At 71.6% G+C, this 14,927-nt stretch carries 16 protein-coding genes; 6 read left to right on the top strand and 10 right to left on the bottom strand.

Going from position 1 to position 14,927, the window contains the following annotated elements:
* Positions 1–21: 21 nt before the first annotated feature.
* The 4 genes from ACFPLC_RS04430 to ACFPLC_RS04415 all read right to left on the bottom strand — a co-directional run bounded on the left by ACFPLC_RS04430 (position 22) and on the right by ACFPLC_RS04415 (position 3,837).
* Positions 22–711, bottom strand: a complete 690-nt coding sequence (locus tag ACFPLC_RS04430; RefSeq protein WP_378188603.1) for a TetR/AcrR family transcriptional regulator — start codon at positions 709–711, stop codon at positions 22–24.
* A gap of 64 nt (positions 712–775) precedes the next feature.
* On the bottom strand, positions 776–1,702 hold the full coding sequence (locus ACFPLC_RS04425; RefSeq protein ID WP_378188602.1) for a phosphotransferase enzyme family protein: 927 nt from the start codon (positions 1,700–1,702) through the stop codon (positions 776–778).
* Between the two features lie 11 nt (positions 1,703–1,713).
* A complete protein-coding gene (locus ACFPLC_RS04420) occupies positions 1,714–2,907 on the bottom strand; it encodes a pyridoxal phosphate-dependent aminotransferase (RefSeq protein WP_378188600.1) in 1,194 nt (397 codons plus the stop codon).
* 21 nt (positions 2,908–2,928) lie between these two features.
* Positions 2,929–3,837 carry a hypothetical protein gene (locus ACFPLC_RS04415; protein ID WP_378188599.1) on the bottom strand — a complete coding sequence of 303 codons (909 nt, stop codon included), beginning with the start codon at positions 3,835–3,837 and terminating at the stop codon, positions 2,929–2,931.
* Between the two features lie 212 nt (positions 3,838–4,049).
* Here ACFPLC_RS04415 and ACFPLC_RS04410 point away from each other — a divergent pair, with 212 nt between their 5' ends.
* The 3 genes from ACFPLC_RS04410 to ACFPLC_RS04400 all read left to right on the top strand — a co-directional run bounded on the left by ACFPLC_RS04410 (position 4,050) and on the right by ACFPLC_RS04400 (position 5,767).
* Positions 4,050–4,349, top strand: a complete 300-nt coding sequence (locus tag ACFPLC_RS04410; protein ID WP_378188598.1) for a YciI family protein — start codon at positions 4,050–4,052, stop codon at positions 4,347–4,349.
* Between the two features lie 114 nt (positions 4,350–4,463).
* On the top strand, positions 4,464–5,030 hold the full coding sequence (locus tag ACFPLC_RS04405) for a dihydropteroate synthase (RefSeq protein ID WP_378188596.1): 567 nt from the start codon (positions 4,464–4,466) through the stop codon (positions 5,028–5,030).
* Entirely contained in the window at positions 5,027–5,767 is a 741-nt protein-coding gene (locus tag ACFPLC_RS04400; RefSeq protein ID WP_378189059.1) for a dihydrofolate reductase family protein, read from the top strand. Before ACFPLC_RS04405 ends, ACFPLC_RS04400 begins: the two co-directional genes overlap by 4 nt.
* 248 nt (positions 5,768–6,015) lie before the next feature.
* On the opposite strand, the gene ACFPLC_RS04395 is transcribed toward ACFPLC_RS04400, so the two are convergent.
* The 5 genes from ACFPLC_RS04395 to ACFPLC_RS04375 all read right to left on the bottom strand — a co-directional run bounded on the left by ACFPLC_RS04395 (position 6,016) and on the right by ACFPLC_RS04375 (position 9,521).
* Positions 6,016–6,417, bottom strand: coding sequence for an NUDIX hydrolase (locus ACFPLC_RS04395; RefSeq protein ID WP_378188593.1), 402 nt, complete (start codon positions 6,415–6,417; stop codon positions 6,016–6,018).
* Between the two features lie 15 nt (positions 6,418–6,432).
* Positions 6,433–8,103, bottom strand: coding sequence for a hypothetical protein (locus ACFPLC_RS04390; RefSeq protein WP_378188590.1), 1,671 nt, complete (start codon positions 8,101–8,103; stop codon positions 6,433–6,435).
* A gap of 102 nt (positions 8,104–8,205) precedes the next feature.
* Entirely contained in the window at positions 8,206–8,553 is a 348-nt protein-coding gene (locus tag ACFPLC_RS04385) for a hypothetical protein (protein ID WP_378235700.1), read from the bottom strand.
* Between the two features lie 133 nt (positions 8,554–8,686).
* Positions 8,687–9,052, bottom strand: a complete 366-nt coding sequence (locus ACFPLC_RS04380; RefSeq protein WP_378188589.1) for a VOC family protein — start codon at positions 9,050–9,052, stop codon at positions 8,687–8,689.
* Between the two features lie 31 nt (positions 9,053–9,083).
* Positions 9,084–9,521 carry a hypothetical protein gene (locus tag ACFPLC_RS04375; RefSeq protein ID WP_378188588.1) on the bottom strand — a complete coding sequence of 146 codons (438 nt, stop codon included), beginning with the start codon at positions 9,519–9,521 and terminating at the stop codon, positions 9,084–9,086.
* 101 nt (positions 9,522–9,622) lie between these two features.
* On the opposite strand from ACFPLC_RS04375, the gene ACFPLC_RS04370 reads away from it, so the two are divergent.
* From ACFPLC_RS04370 to ACFPLC_RS04360, 3 genes are all read left to right on the top strand, one after another.
* Positions 9,623–10,762, top strand: coding sequence for a serine hydrolase domain-containing protein (locus ACFPLC_RS04370; protein WP_378188587.1), 1,140 nt, complete (start codon positions 9,623–9,625; stop codon positions 10,760–10,762).
* A 339-nt stretch (positions 10,763–11,101) separates the two neighbouring features.
* Positions 11,102–11,260 carry a hypothetical protein gene (locus tag ACFPLC_RS04365; RefSeq protein ID WP_191314796.1) on the top strand — a complete coding sequence of 53 codons (159 nt, stop codon included), beginning with the start codon at positions 11,102–11,104 and terminating at the stop codon, positions 11,258–11,260.
* Between the two features lie 95 nt (positions 11,261–11,355).
* On the top strand, positions 11,356–13,965 hold the full coding sequence (locus ACFPLC_RS04360) for a CHAT domain-containing protein (RefSeq protein WP_378188586.1): 2,610 nt from the start codon (positions 11,356–11,358) through the stop codon (positions 13,963–13,965).
* Here the strand turns inward: ACFPLC_RS04360 and ACFPLC_RS04355 are convergent.
* Positions 13,962–14,927: an aldo/keto reductase gene (locus tag ACFPLC_RS04355; protein WP_378188584.1), complete on the bottom strand. Its 966-nt coding sequence runs from the start codon at positions 14,925–14,927 to the stop codon at positions 13,962–13,964. The two genes, ACFPLC_RS04360 and ACFPLC_RS04355, sit on opposite strands and share 4 nt — an antisense overlap.

The raw sequence follows: 14,927 nt of genomic DNA, 5'->3' as shown, positions 1-14,927 counted from the left end.
GCAATGTAGCAAATGTAGCGTTCAGCTCGCCAGCCGGTGCAGCCACTCCCGCAGCATCAGGCGCTCGGTCGGGGTCAAGGCGCGATCGTCGTCCTCGAGGGCGGTCGACAAAGCGACAGCGAGGGCGCTCACGGATGTGCCTTCGGCCGGGCGGTCGGCGAGCAGCCCGGCCAGCACCGACTCCCTGACCTGCGCGGACATCGTGAGGTCCCGGCTTTCCTTCGGCTGGGCGATCAGGCTGAGCGTCACGCCGCTGTTGGCCGCCGCGAACTGCCGCGCGGCCTCCGCCGCCTCGACGCGCAGGCGGCCGTCGCGCGCCAACGGCGTGAAGAGCTCCAGCAGCATCGCTTCGGCGCTCGACGTGAGGTTGCACGGCACGCCCGGCTCGATCTGGCCGTAGAGCAGCACGTAGAACGCGGGGTGCTCCAAGCCGTACTCGACGTGCCTGTCCCAGCCCGCGCGGATCCGGTCCACCGGGTCGCCGCCCGGTTCCGGCGCCTGGACGTACTGGGTGAAGCCGTAGTTGACGACCGCGTCGAGCAGGCCCTGCTTGCTGCCGAAGTGGTGGTACAGCGTGGGTGCCTGGACGCCGGCGCGTTCGCAGATCGCCCGCGTCGACACCGGCCCGTCGCCCGCTTCGTGCAGGAGCTGACCGGCGGCCATGAGCAGGCGGTCGCGGGTACTGGTGGCGTTGCTCGATCGTCCGGCCATGTAGCAATTGTAACGGCGGCTTGTAACGTGGCACTTTCCCTATGAAAGTGCCACGTCGGCGAGGTCAGCGGAGGCGGAGCTGGACCCGGCGAAGCCCGGCGAAGGCGGCCAGCACGCCCGCGTCCGTCGTGGCCGCGGCCGGGCGGACCGAGCGGTAGCCGTCCAGGAGCGCCTCCTTCAGCTCTTCGCGGTGGGGCAGGTGCCGGAGGGCGTCGAGCGCCACGGCGAGGTCGTAGGCGAAGTGCCCGTAGCCGCAGTCGTCGAAGTCGATCGCGTGCACCCGGCCGCGGTGCAGCAGGTAGTTGTCCTGGTGCAGGTCGCCGTGCACCAGGCCGAAGACGTCGGAGCCGTACCCCAGCTCCGCGCGCACCGCGCGGGCGCGCGCCACCGCTTTGCGGATCCGCTCGTCGCCGCCCGCCGCCGCGACGGCCCGTTCGACGACCGCCGCGGAGAAGCCGTCCACCTGCGTGCGGCCGAACTCGGTCAGGTCGTCGACGCGGCGCCGGTCGAGGCCGTTCATCCGCGTGCCGTGCAGGTGCAGCCGCGCGGCGAACTCGCCCACCGCGTACAGCTGCGGTGCGCTGAGCCGCTCGTCGAGGAACCGGCCCTCGACCCAGTGGCAGAGCACGCAGGTGCGGGGTTCGGGCACCGCGGGGTCGGCGACCACGGTGACCAGGTCCCGCGCGCGCGTCGGCACCGGCTGCGGGACGACGAGGCCGGTTTCGCGGCGCAGCGTGGCGAGCCAGGCCATCTCGGCCCGGACCTGGGCGACGCCGGGGCCGTCCGGCCGCTGTACCCGCAGCACGTACCGGTGGCCGTCCGCGCCGTCTACGCGGAACGACGTGTTGTGCCCGTGGGCCAGCGGGGTCAGGCGGGCCACCGGCACGGCGTAGGCCGTCAACGCCGCTTCCGCGAGCCGTCGCAGGCGCCGGGTCCGGCCGGCGCGGTCGAGCTCGGCGAACGGCCGGGTGTTCGCCTGGAAGTCGGCCATCGCCCAGGTGCTCAGCTGATCGACCGTTCCGGCTCGCGCGAGTGGGAGACCAGCTCGATGGTCGGCGTCGTGTGCCGCCCGCCGCCGAGCCGTTCCACGCCGCGCAGTCCTTCGACCAGCCGCTCGACCTCGGTGTCCGGCCGCACCCCGAAGCGCATGAACTGGCTCGTCATGCCGATCTTGTTGCCGCACTGGCGCACCAGCAGGTGGTGCTCGGCGAGCAGGTAGTCGCACAGCTCGGCGCCGTCGACCGACGCGGGCAGCTTGACCAGCAGGAAGTTCGCCTGGGAGGGGAACACCGTCAGCTCCGGGAACTGCCCGAGCTGCGAATGCATCATGAACCGGTCGAGCGCGAGCTTCTTGAGGCTGTCCTCGTACTCCGCGCGGTGCTCGGCGAGCATGAAGATCACCGTTTCGGCGAGGGAGTTCAGGTTCCACTTCGGCAGGGCGGCCGACAGCTTGCGCGTCAGCGCCGGGTTCGAGACCTGGTAGCCGAACCGGATTCCGTGCAGCCCGAAGTTCTTGCCGAGGCTCTTCAGCACAATCACGTTCGGCCGGACGACGGCTTCGGCGGCCACCGACGGGTTCTGCTCGACCTCGACGAAGTCGATGAACGATTCGTCGATGACGACCAGGTCGAGGTCCTCGAGGGCGTCCATGAACCGGATCACCTCGCGGCGCGGCAGGTACCCGCCGTCGGGGTTGTTCGGGTTGCACAGCACTGCGACCCGGGAGCCGCGGCGCTTGATGAAGTCGATGTACTCGTCCACGCGCAGCTCGAAGCCGTCCGCTTCCTTCAGCAGGAACATGTCGACGCGCTTGCCGGTCTCCATCGGCTGGTCGGTCCAGCGGCCGAACGTCGGGATCGGCACGGCGACGCTGGAGTCCACCAGCAGCTGGTCGATCCAGGTGATCAGCTCGGTCGAGCCGTTGGCCAGCGAGATCGTCGACGGGTTGAGCCGCAGCACGCCGGCCAGCTGCGCGGTGATCGCGGCGGCGTCGCTCGGGTAGAACTTGAGGATCGTGCGGAGGTTGCGTTCGAGCTCGCCGAACATCTCGTCGGTCGGGAAGTACGGGTTGCAGGGGATGCAGAAGTCCGCGAGGTCGTCCGCGTGCTGGCCCATCGCCCTGGCCACGGAGAAGAACGACGGGCTGTGGGCCTTGTTCTGCTGGAAAAGGCCGTGGGTGGTCATACCGTGCCGCACGCGTGTTCTCCGTCCGCCGTTTTACCGGCCCCTTGCCTTCCCGTTGAGGACACGTGCGAATCGGACGGCCGGTTCAATGCCGGACAGCGCGTGGATTCCGGTACCCGCCAGTACGGCCGCGGCCAGTGCGGACAGCAGCAGGAGCGGCAGCGGTGCCGCCAGCGGGTCGATGCCGGTGAAGGACTCGGCACCGATCACGGCGGTGAGCACGGCGTCGGCGGCGACCGCGGTCTTGACGACCTGCAGCCGGTGCGCTTCGGGATGGCCGGTGAACCGCAGGAGCCAGGCCAGCGCGGGCAGCACCAGGATCGCGTGCATGGCGACCGCGTGCAGTGGCTTGAGGGAGCCTGCGGTGGTGTACGCCAGCTGCGGGTCGCCGCCGCGGGCCGCGACCACCCCGCGGCCGATCATCACCGCGCCGGTGGCCAGCGCGACCAGCAGCACGACCAGGCCGGCGCGGACGGCCAGGCGCAGGCTCGGCGCGGCCGGCCCCGGCTCGACGAGCGCCGCGGCCGTGAACCCGATGACGGTCAGGACGAGCACGCCGCCGCCCACGGCGAGAGTCATCGAGACGAAGGTGTCGAACGAGGTCTCGAAGTTGAAGTGCGACGGCACCCCGCGCCACGCCTGCATGGTGACCAGCGCGACTTCGGCGACGCTCGCGGCGGTGAACGCGCCGAGCAGGACGCCGCGCAGCCGGGGCCGCATGGTGAGGAACGACGCCGCCCAGGCGACCGACGCGAGCGTCAGCCCGAACGACAGACCGAACGTGACGGCCTTGCGCATCGACAGCGGGCCCAGCCAGGAGCCGCCGGTGGCGATGAGCACGAGAGCGTGGGCGAGGCCGCTGAGGAACAGGGCCGCGCCGACGGCGTAGGCGATCCGCTCGGGGCGCCGTCCATCGGACCAGATCCGGGTCAGTGCGTTCATGCTGTGCAGTTTTGCTCGCGTGCGCGGGCGGCCGCGTCGGCCCGGCGGCGACACCACGACGTACGACGACGTGCGTACGGCAATCGGCGAGTACGTCGAAAAAGCGCCGGTAAAGGAATTCCATGGTTCTTGACGGAATATTAATGAAAGGCGTGCCGCGTGCCACTCGCCAGGCGGATGCGGTCCCGGCGAAGGCGTTCTATCCTGCGAACATGTACATCGCATTGCTGACCTATACAGCACCCGAAACAGAAGTCGACTACGCGCTTCCGGACCATTCGGACTGGGTGCGTAAACAATTCGCGAAAGGACTCTTCCTGGTTTCCGGAAAGGGCAACGGCGCGGCCGATCAGGTGATCCTCACCCGTCCGGTGCTGCGCGGCAAGCTCGACGCCGTGCTCGCCAGCGATCCGTTCGTCGTCCGGCGGCTCGCGCGCTACGACGTCATCGAGTTCACCGCCACGCGCACCTGCCAGGAGCTGCTGGCGATCAACGAGGCGCTTGCCTCCTGAGGATCCGTCGAGTCGGGTGGCCCGGCGACGAAGCCCCGCCACCTGACGGCGAAGAACACTCGCCCGCTGGGCCTCGCTTATGATCGCGAAGGACGTCCAGCCAGGGAGAGTGCGATGAAAACCCCCGACCTCGTCTTCCGGGGCCGCCGGTTGAGCAGGGACCGCGCGCTGGTGCTGGCCGCGGTCGAGTCGCTCCCCGCGGCCCGTGCCGCCGTCGCCGACGGTGCCGACCTGGTGAGTTTCCCCGGAACCGGCGCCCTGATCGAGCAGGCGCGTGAAGCTTTTCCCGGCCTCGTCATCGGGGTGGACACCGCGGACCCGTCGGTCGCCGCGGCCTGCTGCGAAGCGGGCGCCGACCTGATCGTGGCGCGGGCGGACCTGGCCGAGGTCGCGGCCCGGTACGACGCCGGTTACGTGGCTCCCGCGATCCCTTCCGTGCCCGGTCTGTCCGTTGTGGTCGACATCGGGGAGTTCCGGTCGATGCCTGCGGAAGAGGTGCCGGTGCTGGCTTCGGTGGCCGGGGACGGAACACCCGGCGGCCTGGCACGGGCGGCCCTCGCGGCGTCGGCCGGCGTGGCGATCATCCGCACGAAGCACGTCCGCCAGGTGCGTCACGTGGCGGAGATGGCGGCGAGCATCGCGGGCACCCGCCCGCCGGCGAAGGCGGTCCGGTGGGAGTGATCCGCGAGGTCTGGCCGTCTTCGCGCGACCTCACCGAAGACGACCTCGAACAGCTGTACCGCTACCCGGCGGACCCCCGCTGGATGGCGGTGAACTTCGTGTCGAGCACGGACGGGGCGATCACCGTCGAGGGCCGTTCGGGCGGCCTGTCGACCCCGGCGGACCGGATCGTCTACCGCCTCGGCAACGACCTCGCGGACGTGGTCCTGGTCGGCGCGGGAACAGCGATGGCGGAAGGCTTCGAGGGCATGCGCCCGGACGCCGCCACGGCCGACCGCCGCCGCCGGTTCGGCCTCGCCCCGATCGCGCCGGTGGCGGTGGTGACCACGGGACGGTCCCTGCCCGCGGACGCCCCGGTGATCACCAAGGCGGCGGTCCCGACGCTGGTTTTCACCTCCGCGGCGGCGCCTCCGGAGTTGCGTTCGGCCTGGGCGGCGAACGGTGCCCGCGTGTTCGTGGCGGGGGAGCTGGCGGTGTCGGCCGAGCAGGTGGTGTCGACGCTGGTGGCGGAGGGGCTGGGCCGCATCGACTGCGAGGGCGGGCCGAGGCTGTTCGGCTCGTTGATCGAGGCGGGACTGGTCGACGAGTTCCGGTTGACGGTGGCGCCGTTCCTGGTGGCGGGAACGTCCGGCCGGGCATCACTCGGCGCTGTGGTGGATCCGTCCGGGATGGAGCTGGCTTCGGTGCTCACCGACGGCGCCAGCGTTCTGTTGCGGTACCTGGCACCTCGCGATTAGTCGGCCGTTCGTCTCCGCTCGGGGTCGGCGGTGCTCCGGTTTTGTCGGTCCCTTGCGGTAATGTGGAATTCGGGGCTCCCTAGGCGGGTTTCCCTTGTGGCGCAAGCAAAATCGCTGCCCGCGCGCTCCGTGCAGATCACCCGTTTCAGCGATGACGCTCGCACATTTGTTCGGGTACCGTCGAAGACATGATCACCACCCGAAGACCTCCGCAGCGCCGCGAACCGGTGCTGCGCAACGAAAAACCGCTACCGATCGAGCAGCCGCCGGAAGTGGTCCGGCAGCGGCAGTTCCCGGGCCTCCGCGCGCGTCAGCCACGCGAAGTCGTCGTGCTCCTCAGGGCTGAGCACGACTTCGCCCGATCCCTCTTCTTCCGTCGTGTAAACAAAAGCGTGGATGCGCAGCGCTCGTCCCGCCACGTCCGGCCACGCATCCCGCGCGAGCTCGCCGGTGATGCGCACCGTCAGCCCGGTCTCCTCCGCCGCTTCGCGCGTCGCGGTGTCCTCCAGGCGCTCGCCTGGCTCGGCCGTGCCACCGGGCAGTTCCCACCGGCCCGGCAGGAACACGCCGGGCCCGCGGCGGAGGAACAGCACCCGGTCGCCGCGGGCGATCCAGCAGTAGGCCAGGTGCTTGTGCGCGATCTCCGTCATGCGCGCGATTCTCGCTCAGTTGGTCTTCGACGTCGGCAGGTGGGCGCCCAGGTACCCGACGTACACCGTGCCGGTGCGGTCGGTGTCGTCGAGGAAGTGCAGCCGCGGTGCCGGCGACTTGAAGCGCTCCAGGGCGATGTGGGCGCCGAAGTAGTCGCGGCCGGCCGGGTTCGTCCGGGGATCGACGCGGAACGTGCGCGCCTGGCGGAGCCGCTCGTTCGTGGTCACCGTGTCCGACTCGGCCAGCGCGATGATGTTCGCGCTGATCAGCGAACCCGGCTGGCCGGTGCGGGCGAAGGCGAGCACGTCCGACAGCTCGGGGCCCGGGTCCTGGCCCGCGTCGAGCAAGGACGTCCGGGCGCCCGCGTAGGCGTCGAGAGTGCGGAGCGCGTCCCACGCCTTGCGGCGCCAGGCGGCGGCTTTGGGGTGGTGGTCGAGGATCGCGGCCGGCGCCGGCTCGGCCGTGATCGCCAGGTGCTTGAGCGAGGCCGACGCGGCGCCGATGAGGTCGGCGAAACTGGGGAAGTCTTCCGGGGGGCGCTCGGCGGCGGCGACCTCGTCGTCGGCGTCGTGGTGGCGGGCGAGCCGGCCGGCCAGCAACCCGTTGACGCGCCTGAGCTCGTCCCGTTCGGCTTCCGTCTCCTCGAACGCCCTCGCGTAGTCGTCCACCTCCGCCTGCAGCTGCGCGAGCTGGCCGCGCAGGCAGGCCACGTCGGTCGCGCAGGCGTCCTCGAGGCGGCGGCGCAGCGTCTTCACCTCGCCGGCGTGCCGGTCCCGTTCCTCGGCGTGGGCCTTGGCCTTCTTCCGCAGGATGGTGATCACCCGGCGCGCCTCGGCGAGCTCCCGCTCGGCGCGGCCGAGCTTCTCCACCAGTTCCGCGTCGGGCTCGCTCGCCGTCGAAGCGAACGGATCGGCTTCGTACCAGGCCCGCACGCTCGGCACGTCCGCCCACTCCTCGGGCAGGGGCGTCCGGCCGCGGGTCTGGATGAGCCGGGTGATCGCGCCTTCCAGCGCCTCGCCGGACACGGGGCTCTCGCTCACGACGAAGTCCGGGAGCTGGTCGCACGGCGGCACGTACAGCCGCGCGCCCTGCGGCACATCGCATCCGAGCGGCAGGTGACGGTTGAGGGTGTGGCGGAAGCGGTCGTCGACGTCGAAGACGTTGACCAACCCGGGCCAGCCCTCCACCGGCACCGTCGGCGGCTCGGTGAGCACCAGCACCGCCGAAGACCGCCACGGCGCCACCAGCGCCTCGCCCAGCAGGTCGGCGAGGTGGTCGCACTCCTTGCGCGACCACCCGCGCATGGCCAGCACCGGCGTTTCGATCGGGATTTCGTCGCTGCCGCTGGCGCCCAGCTCCTCCAGGCCGATCCGCTGGGCGGGCGCCACGTGGCAGCTACGCCACGGCCGCGTACACGCGGCGCTCAGCAACCACGTCACCCGATCTTCGCCCGCGCGGTAGCAGAGCGAAAGCAATACCTGAACGGAGTAGCGGCCTTCGCTGCCCTCATACGCGAACTGGAGGTCACACCGGCGCGAGCCACCGTCATCGGACGAGCCGAGATCGGCCACCGAGTAGTCGTCGTGCTGCCGCTGGCGGCTGATCAGCCTGCTGCGCAGGGCGTCCAGGGGGCGTTTGCCCTCGGTGGGGACCAGTCCGTGGTGCCAGATCCGGTGCACCCCCACAGGACTCAACTCCGTTCGCCGGGAACAGGACCTCAGCCGAACATAGCGGATCCTGTGATCGATCGAACGCGGGGCGTCACCCTCGCCGGGCCCGGGCGGCCCTCACCCTGCTCCCAATGCCGACAGCACCCACCCCGTCGGCGACCCGCCCCGGCGCTCCGGTGCGGCGGTCTCGCTGTCGACCCGCGCCGGGCCCCGTGCCGGCAGCGTCCGCTCCGCAGCCTGGCACACGAGATCGATCGCCGCCCTGCCTGCCGCAGCAGCCTCCTCCAGCCGGTCCACCCGCCCGAACGCCCGCTCGGCCCGGGAATCCAGGCAGATCGAGGTCCTCGACCCGCGGACCGTCGACCTCGGCCACCACCGCCAAGCGGGCCCGACCGCACTGCGGGCCCAGGGGCAGCTCGGGGCTGTCGGCCAGAGCCAGTACGGCGGAGCCGGGGACCCCGGCAATCGCCGCTGCCCGGTTCAGCCTCTGCGGGTTCAGAAGCTGGCGGAGGAGGTCGACCTCGGTGACCGCCCGCTTCGGCGCAACCCCCTCGCGGGTCGAGAGAACCAGGGCGGTCGATCCCGCCCTGGCCCAACGTCACCCCTCGCGGATCCACAGGCAGAACGGGTGCCCGGCCGGATCAAAACAGACTCGGACATCGTCCTGCGGCTGGAATTCGGCGACCACCGCGCCCGCCGCGGTCGCCACCGCTGTGGCCTCCTGAAGGTCGTCGACCTCGATGTCGAGGTGCAGCTGCATCTGCTGGGCGCCGTCGGCCGGTGGCCACACCGGCGGGACGTGGCCGGTCTCCAGCTGGAACGACAGGCCCGCGCTGCCGTCGTCCGGGCGCAGGGTCACCCACTCCGGTTCGTCGGTGCGGATCGGCCAGCCGAGGAGCTTCGAGTAGAACTCGGCGAGCGCGCGGGGTTCCGGGGTGCCGAGCACCGTGGAAGTCAGCTTCATGATCGGACTGGTACCCGTGCGGCCGCTCGGCCTACCGCGGTCCGGAGGGCCCGTTGTCGAAATAGGCCACCGGCGGGCCGACGTGCCGCCACGACGTCGTTGCGAAGACCGCGGCACCCGACAACGCGAGAAGGGCGGTGATAACAGCCAGTGTGGCGCCGATCCGGGCGTACCCCGGCCGGGTGCGGGCGCCGGCGCAGACGCCGAAGACGAGCGCGAGCACGCTGATCGGCAGCAGCGCGAACCACAGCGCGCCGAGGACCAGGACGAACGCCTGCGTGACCCAGGAGAGCATCCACGCGGACACGATCGCCGGCCGGACGATCAGCCAGGCCGCCCAGGTCGCGACGGCCAGGGTCAGGCCGGTCGCGCCGATCGCCAGCGACGCGATCGCCAGCGACGCGATCGCCAGGCCGCGGCCGGGCCGGGTGGTGGTGGCTTCCGTGGCGTCGAGCTCTGGTTCCCCCATGCCGGAAACATCTCGTCGGAGCGGTCGGGTGTTACCGGAATACCTGGGCATCGCGTGGGTTGGTTCCTGGCGCAGGCGTCGAGATCACCGAGGGAGCTGCCATGTCGTCCGAACACGTCCAGGGAACCGTCGCCGAGGGGTTCGAGCCCGTCCAGGAGGAGTTCGCCGCCGTCGCGGCCGAGCAAGGCGGTGACTACGCCGCCCAGCTCGTCGCGCACGTCGACGGCGAGCGGGTCGTCGACCTGTGGACCGGGCCCGCCATCACCGGGGACTCGCTGACGGGTGTGTTCTCCTCGACCAAGGGGGCCGCGCACCTGGTCGTCGCGCTGCTGGTGCAGGAAGGCGTGCTCGATCTCGACCAGCGAGTCGCCCACTACTGGCCGGAGTTCGGCGCGGCGGGCAAAGGCGGCATCACCCTGCGGGAGCTGCTCGCGCACCGGGCGGGCGTCGTGGGCGCCGACGACGGGTTCACCGGCGACGAGATCGCGGACGACCGCGTCATCGCCGAGCGGCTCGCCCCGCAGCGGCCGTACTGGCGGCCCGGCACGGCGTTCGGCTACCACGCGCTGGTGATCGGCGCGCTGACCGGCGAGGTCGTCCGGCGTGTGACCGGCCGCAGCATCCAGGAGCACTACGAGGAGCGTGTCCGGAAGCCGTTCGGCCTGGACTTCTACTTGGGGCTGCCCGAGGAGCTGGAGCCGCGGTTCCTGACCACGCAGCCGATGCTGCCGACACCGGAGCAGCTGGCGCAGCTGGAGGCGAACGCGACGGGGCCGGACAGCCTCACGGGCATCGCTTTCAACCGCAACCACCCCAAGGCGCCCGAGCTCGGGGAGCTGCCGAACCTCAAGGTCGTCCGCACGCTGAGCCCCGCTTCGGTGGGCGGCGTCGCGTCGGCCCGCGGCTTGGCCGGCATGTACGCGGCGGCGATCAGCGGCCCGGAGCCGCTTCTGCGCCCGGAGACCGCGGCGGAGTTCGCGCAAATCCACTCGATCGGCGACGACCTCGTCACGCGCAACCGCAACGCGTTCGGCCTCGGCTTCTCGATCGTCTCGGACGACTACCCGGTACTGGGCCAGGGCGCCTTCGGCCACAGCGGCGCGGCCGGCTCCCAGGCGTTCGCCGACCCCCGCAGCGGCCTCGCGTACGGCTACAACCGCCGCCGGTTCGCCTTCCCGGGTGGAGCGGCGCCGGAGAACGTCCGGCTCGTCCGGGCGGTCCACGCGGCAGCGACCGCCTAGCCGGGCCCGCCCCGGCCCCGCCGTCCACACAGGACATTGCGGAGTCGGCCGGTCGTCACGTTCCGTACTCGGAGCGCCACGTGCCGGTCAGTGTTCCTGACGTGCGAGAATGCACGTCCGTAGTGGACGTCGTTACAGCATTCACCCGTTAGGACGTTCCGCTCGAGACATCGACCCTGCTCACGCGGCTCGGACTGACTTTCCGTAGCGAAAACTCTCCCGATCATTGCTCCGATGTGAAACTATTGGTCCGTTCGCGAGGAGAGGGCCTCGCGAGTTGGGGGACTCACCGTCACGGCCGCGTCCCCATGAAGATCCCCAGGGGAGAGGAGATCGACCATGTCGACGCCCACGGATGTCAAGCCGGAGGAAGCCCCGGAGCCGGTCGAGCCGACCGAGCCCACGGTCCAGTGGACCGACTCGGACGGCAAGATCCACACCGAGCACCCGGTTCACACCGAGTGCGTGGGTGGCTGCTACCAGAAGGTCACGGCCTGATAGCCACCCGCGCGTGTTCCACGCCCGCCTGCTGATCTTTGACCGGTAGGCGGGCTTCTTTCTGCCATCGGCTGTGCTGTCATAAGAGGGTGCCTGTGACGAACCTGGACCCCCCGGAAGTCATCGAGTCGGTCCGCGCACTCCAGCAAGCCGCCGCCGATGCGTCGTGTCTCGGGCGGTTCCACCAGGGGGTCAAGCACCTGCGGCGGGGCATGAGCCTGCTGGATTCGATCCACCCGGTCGCCGACGAGCACCGCACCGACTGGCTGGTCACGCGGATCAAGGTGGCCAGCACCTTGGCCGGGATGTCGTCGGAAATCACCGGGGACGTCGCCGCCGGGCTGGCCGGGCTGGACGACGTGCGGCTGCTCATCAACGCGGTCGCGGACCCGGTCCTGCGTGCCGAACTGAATGGCGCCCTGAACCACAACTACGCCATGCGCCTGATGACCGTCGGGCGCAACGAGGAGAGCCTCGCCTCTTTCGACGCTTCGCTCGAGCACAAGGAGTTCCTCCTCGCCCGGCTGAGTGATCCGGCTCCGCAGATGCGCGGGTTCGTCATCACGCTCTATTCGCGCGGCTGGGTGCACACCAAGCTCGGCAACGTGAGCCAGGCGCGGGCGGACCTGAACCGCGCTCTCGAGCTGTCGGAGAAATACGAATTATGGGCGCAGGCCGCGGATGTACGGCGCATCCTCGGCACGTTGTCGCTGCGGACCGGTGATGTGCCGGAGGCCCTGCGGCTGTACGAGGAGAGCGAGCGGGCGTACCGCGCGCTGGATCTCGAGGCGCCGGCCCTCCTGTCGATGGAGCAGGCCCAGGCCCTGCTGACCGCCGGGCTGGCCGACGAGGCGGGAAGCCACCTCGACGACCTGATCACCCGGATGACCGCGGAACCCAGCATCGCCAACCACCTTGGGAACGCTGAGCTGCTGCGGGCCTCGGCCGCGCTGCTGAACGACGATGTCGCCTTCGCCCGGCAGACCGCCGCCTCCGCTCGCCGGCTCCTGCTGCGGGTGGGCTGCCAGACCTGTGTGGCCAACGCGACCGTCCTCGGCCTGCAGGCCGACGTGCGCGAGGCGGTGGCGAGCGGAACGCTGCCCGCCGCGCTGCCGGTGCGGGCCCTGCGCACCGCGGAAAAGATGCGGGAGCCCCGCCTGGTGGAGCAGGCCGCCACCGCGCGCATGCTCGCCGTGCGGCTGGACATCCGCCGCGGGAACCTCAAGCGGGCCGTCGAAACCCTCCAGGAAGTCCCTCGACCGGGGCAGCTCACCCCCATCGACTACCGGATGCTCCGGCGGCTCTGCCGGGCCGAACTCGCCGTGGCGCAGGGCGACCGGGGCAAGGCGCTCACCGAGATCCGGTCCGGGCTCACCGAGCTCGACGCCGTCCGGGATCGGATGGGTGGGCTGGACCTCGTCTCCGGGACCGCGCTGCACGGGCAGGAACTCGCCGATCTGGCCGTGAAGCTCGTGCTGGAGCGCAACGATGCCCGGCGTCTGTTTGTCTGGCTCGAGCGGACGCGCGCGCAGACCTACCGCTACGAACCCCTCTCCGCCGGGACCGATCCGGAGCTCGCCGCGCGCGTGGCCGAGGTGCGGGGGCTCGGGCAGGCGATCCAGGAAGCCCAGCACGACGGGCACCCCATCGCCGGGCTGCGGGCGAAGTACAACGAACGGCTGCGGGAAGCCCAGCGGCTCGGCTGGCACACCGGGCGGTGGGGCCGGCCGCGACCCGTCGCCGGGCTCGCCGAGGTCGTCGCGCGGCTCGGGGAGCGGGCCATGGTCAGCTTCGCCGCTTCCGGGGACGAGCTCGTCGCCGTCGTCGTCGCCGGGGGTGAGTGCCGGCTCGTGCGGCTCGGGTCCGCCGGGGCCGCCGCCGAGTCCGCGCGCGTCCTCAACGTCGACCTCGATGCCCTGGCGCCCGACAACCTGCCCGAACGGCTGGCCGAGGTCGTCATGGCGTCGGCGCACAAGCAGGCCGACAAGCTCGACACGCAGCTCATCCAGCCCCTGGCCGACAGCATCGGCGACCGCGAGCTGGTCATCGTCCCGACCGGCCCGCTCTACGCCGTGCCGTGGGGCGTGCTGCCGGGCCTGCGGGGGCGGCCGACCGTCGTCGCCCCGTCGGCGACCGCCTGGCTCGCCGCCGAGCTGACGAAGTCGTCGCGCGCCCGCAAGATCGTGCTCGTCCGCGGGCCCGGGCTGGCCGGCGCCCGCGGTGAGCTCGAGAAGCTCACGACCCACTACCGCACCGCGACGACGATGACCGGCGCCAAGGCCACCGTGAAGTCCGTGCTGCGCGCGATGGACGGCGCCAAGCTCGCGCACTTCGCCGCGCACGGCGCGCACGAGCCGGAGAACGCGTTGTTCTCCCGGCTGGAACTCGCCGACGGCGCCCTCTTCGGGCACGAGATGGCCGGGCTGCGGCAACCGCCGCGGCAGGTCGTGTTCGCCGCCTGCGAGCTGGCGATGAACCGGATCCGGCCCGGCGACGAGGCCCTCGGCTTCGCCAGCGCGCTGCTGGCCAGCGGCTCCCGGACGGTGATCGCGCCGCTCTCGCGCGTCGGCGACCTCGCGTCGGCGGCCGCGATGGACGACTACTACCGCGCGCTGGCCGTCCGGGAAAGCCCGGCGCTCGCGCTGGCCGACGCGATCGCCGTCGACCCCTTCCGGCGCCCCTTCGTCTGCCTCGGGGCCGGTTAGCCCGGCTGGGCCGGCGGCGACCACACCAGCCGCGGGTCGGTCTGGACGAAGCTGCCGAGCAGCTGGTCGATCCGGGTCAGCACGTCGAGGTCGAGCCGGACGCCGGCGGCCTTGGCGTTCTCGGTGACCTGCTCCGGCGTGCTCGCGCCGGTCACCGCCGAGGCGACCGTCTCGTGCTGCAGCGTCCACGCCAGCGCGAGCTGGGCCATCGTCAGGCCGGCGTCGTCCGCGACACCGCGCAGCAACGCCACGCGCTCCAGCAGCTCCGGCAGGAGCAGCGGCCGGGTGGGAGGCGGCCCCGCCGCGCGCGAACCCGCCGGGATCCGCCCGTCCCGGTACTTGCCGGTCAGCACGCCCTGGGCGAGCGGCATCGACGCGAACTGCCCGAGGCCGATCCGCGCGCCCACCGGCATCACCTGCGCCTCGGGCACCCGCCACAGCATCGAGTAGTGCGGCTGGTTGGCGATCAGCGGCACGGCGTACCGCGTGGCGGCCTCATGGGCCTGCAGCAGCTGCTCGGCCGTCCACTCCGACGTGCCCACGTACCGGACCTTCCCCTGGCGCACCAGGTCCGAGAGCGCGAGGAACGTCTCCGCGACCGGGGTGCGGTAGTCGAAGCGCAGCAGCTGGTAGACGTCGACGTGGTCGGTGCGCAGCCGCCGCAGCGAGCCCTCCAGCGACGCGATCACGTGCTTGCGGCTCAGACCCGCGTCGTTCGGGCCCGGCCCCTCCGGCCAGAACACTCCGGTGCACAGCACCAGGTCGTCGCGGCGCACTCCGGCGAACGCCGCCCCGAACGCGGCCTCCGCCGCGCCGCCGTCCCAGGCCGCCGCGGTGTGGAAGGTCGTGACGCCCGCGTCCAGCGCCGCGGCGACGCAGCCCGACGAGCCGTGCGTCAGCCAGTTCCCGTAGGCGATCTCGCTGACGGCGAGCCCGCTCGCGCCGACCCTGCGGTACTCCAC

Source organism: Amycolatopsis plumensis, from assembly GCF_042652605.1.
Classification (GTDB): Bacteria; Actinomycetota; Actinomycetes; order Mycobacteriales; family Pseudonocardiaceae; genus Amycolatopsis; species Amycolatopsis plumensis.
Note: the sequence above shows the minus strand (reverse complement) of the source record. Positions and strands in the feature narration are given on the sequence as shown.

Coding starts and splice junctions, on each gene's coding strand:
- ACFPLC_RS04430 (WP_378188603.1), bottom strand. CDS start 711: ATGGCCGGACGATCGAGCAACGCCACCAGTACCCGCGACCGCCTGCTC.
- ACFPLC_RS04425 (WP_378188602.1), bottom strand. CDS start 1,702: ATGGCCGACTTCCAGGCGAACACCCGGCCGTTCGCCGAGCTCGACCGC.
- ACFPLC_RS04415 (WP_378188599.1), bottom strand. CDS start 3,837: ATGAACGCACTGACCCGGATCTGGTCCGATGGACGGCGCCCCGAGCGG.
- ACFPLC_RS04410 (WP_378188598.1), top strand. CDS start 4,050: ATGTACATCGCATTGCTGACCTATACAGCACCCGAAACAGAAGTCGAC.
- ACFPLC_RS04405 (WP_378188596.1), top strand. CDS start 4,464: ATGAAAACCCCCGACCTCGTCTTCCGGGGCCGCCGGTTGAGCAGGGAC.
- ACFPLC_RS04395 (WP_378188593.1), bottom strand. CDS start 6,417: ATGACGGAGATCGCGCACAAGCACCTGGCCTACTGCTGGATCGCCCGC.
- ACFPLC_RS04380 (WP_378188589.1), bottom strand. CDS start 9,052: ATGAAGCTGACTTCCACGGTGCTCGGCACCCCGGAACCCCGCGCGCTC.
- ACFPLC_RS04375 (WP_378188588.1), bottom strand. CDS start 9,521: ATGGGGGAACCAGAGCTCGACGCCACGGAAGCCACCACCACCCGGCCC.
- ACFPLC_RS04370 (WP_378188587.1), top strand. CDS start 9,623: ATGTCGTCCGAACACGTCCAGGGAACCGTCGCCGAGGGGTTCGAGCCC.
- ACFPLC_RS04365 (WP_191314796.1), top strand. CDS start 11,102: ATGTCGACGCCCACGGATGTCAAGCCGGAGGAAGCCCCGGAGCCGGTC.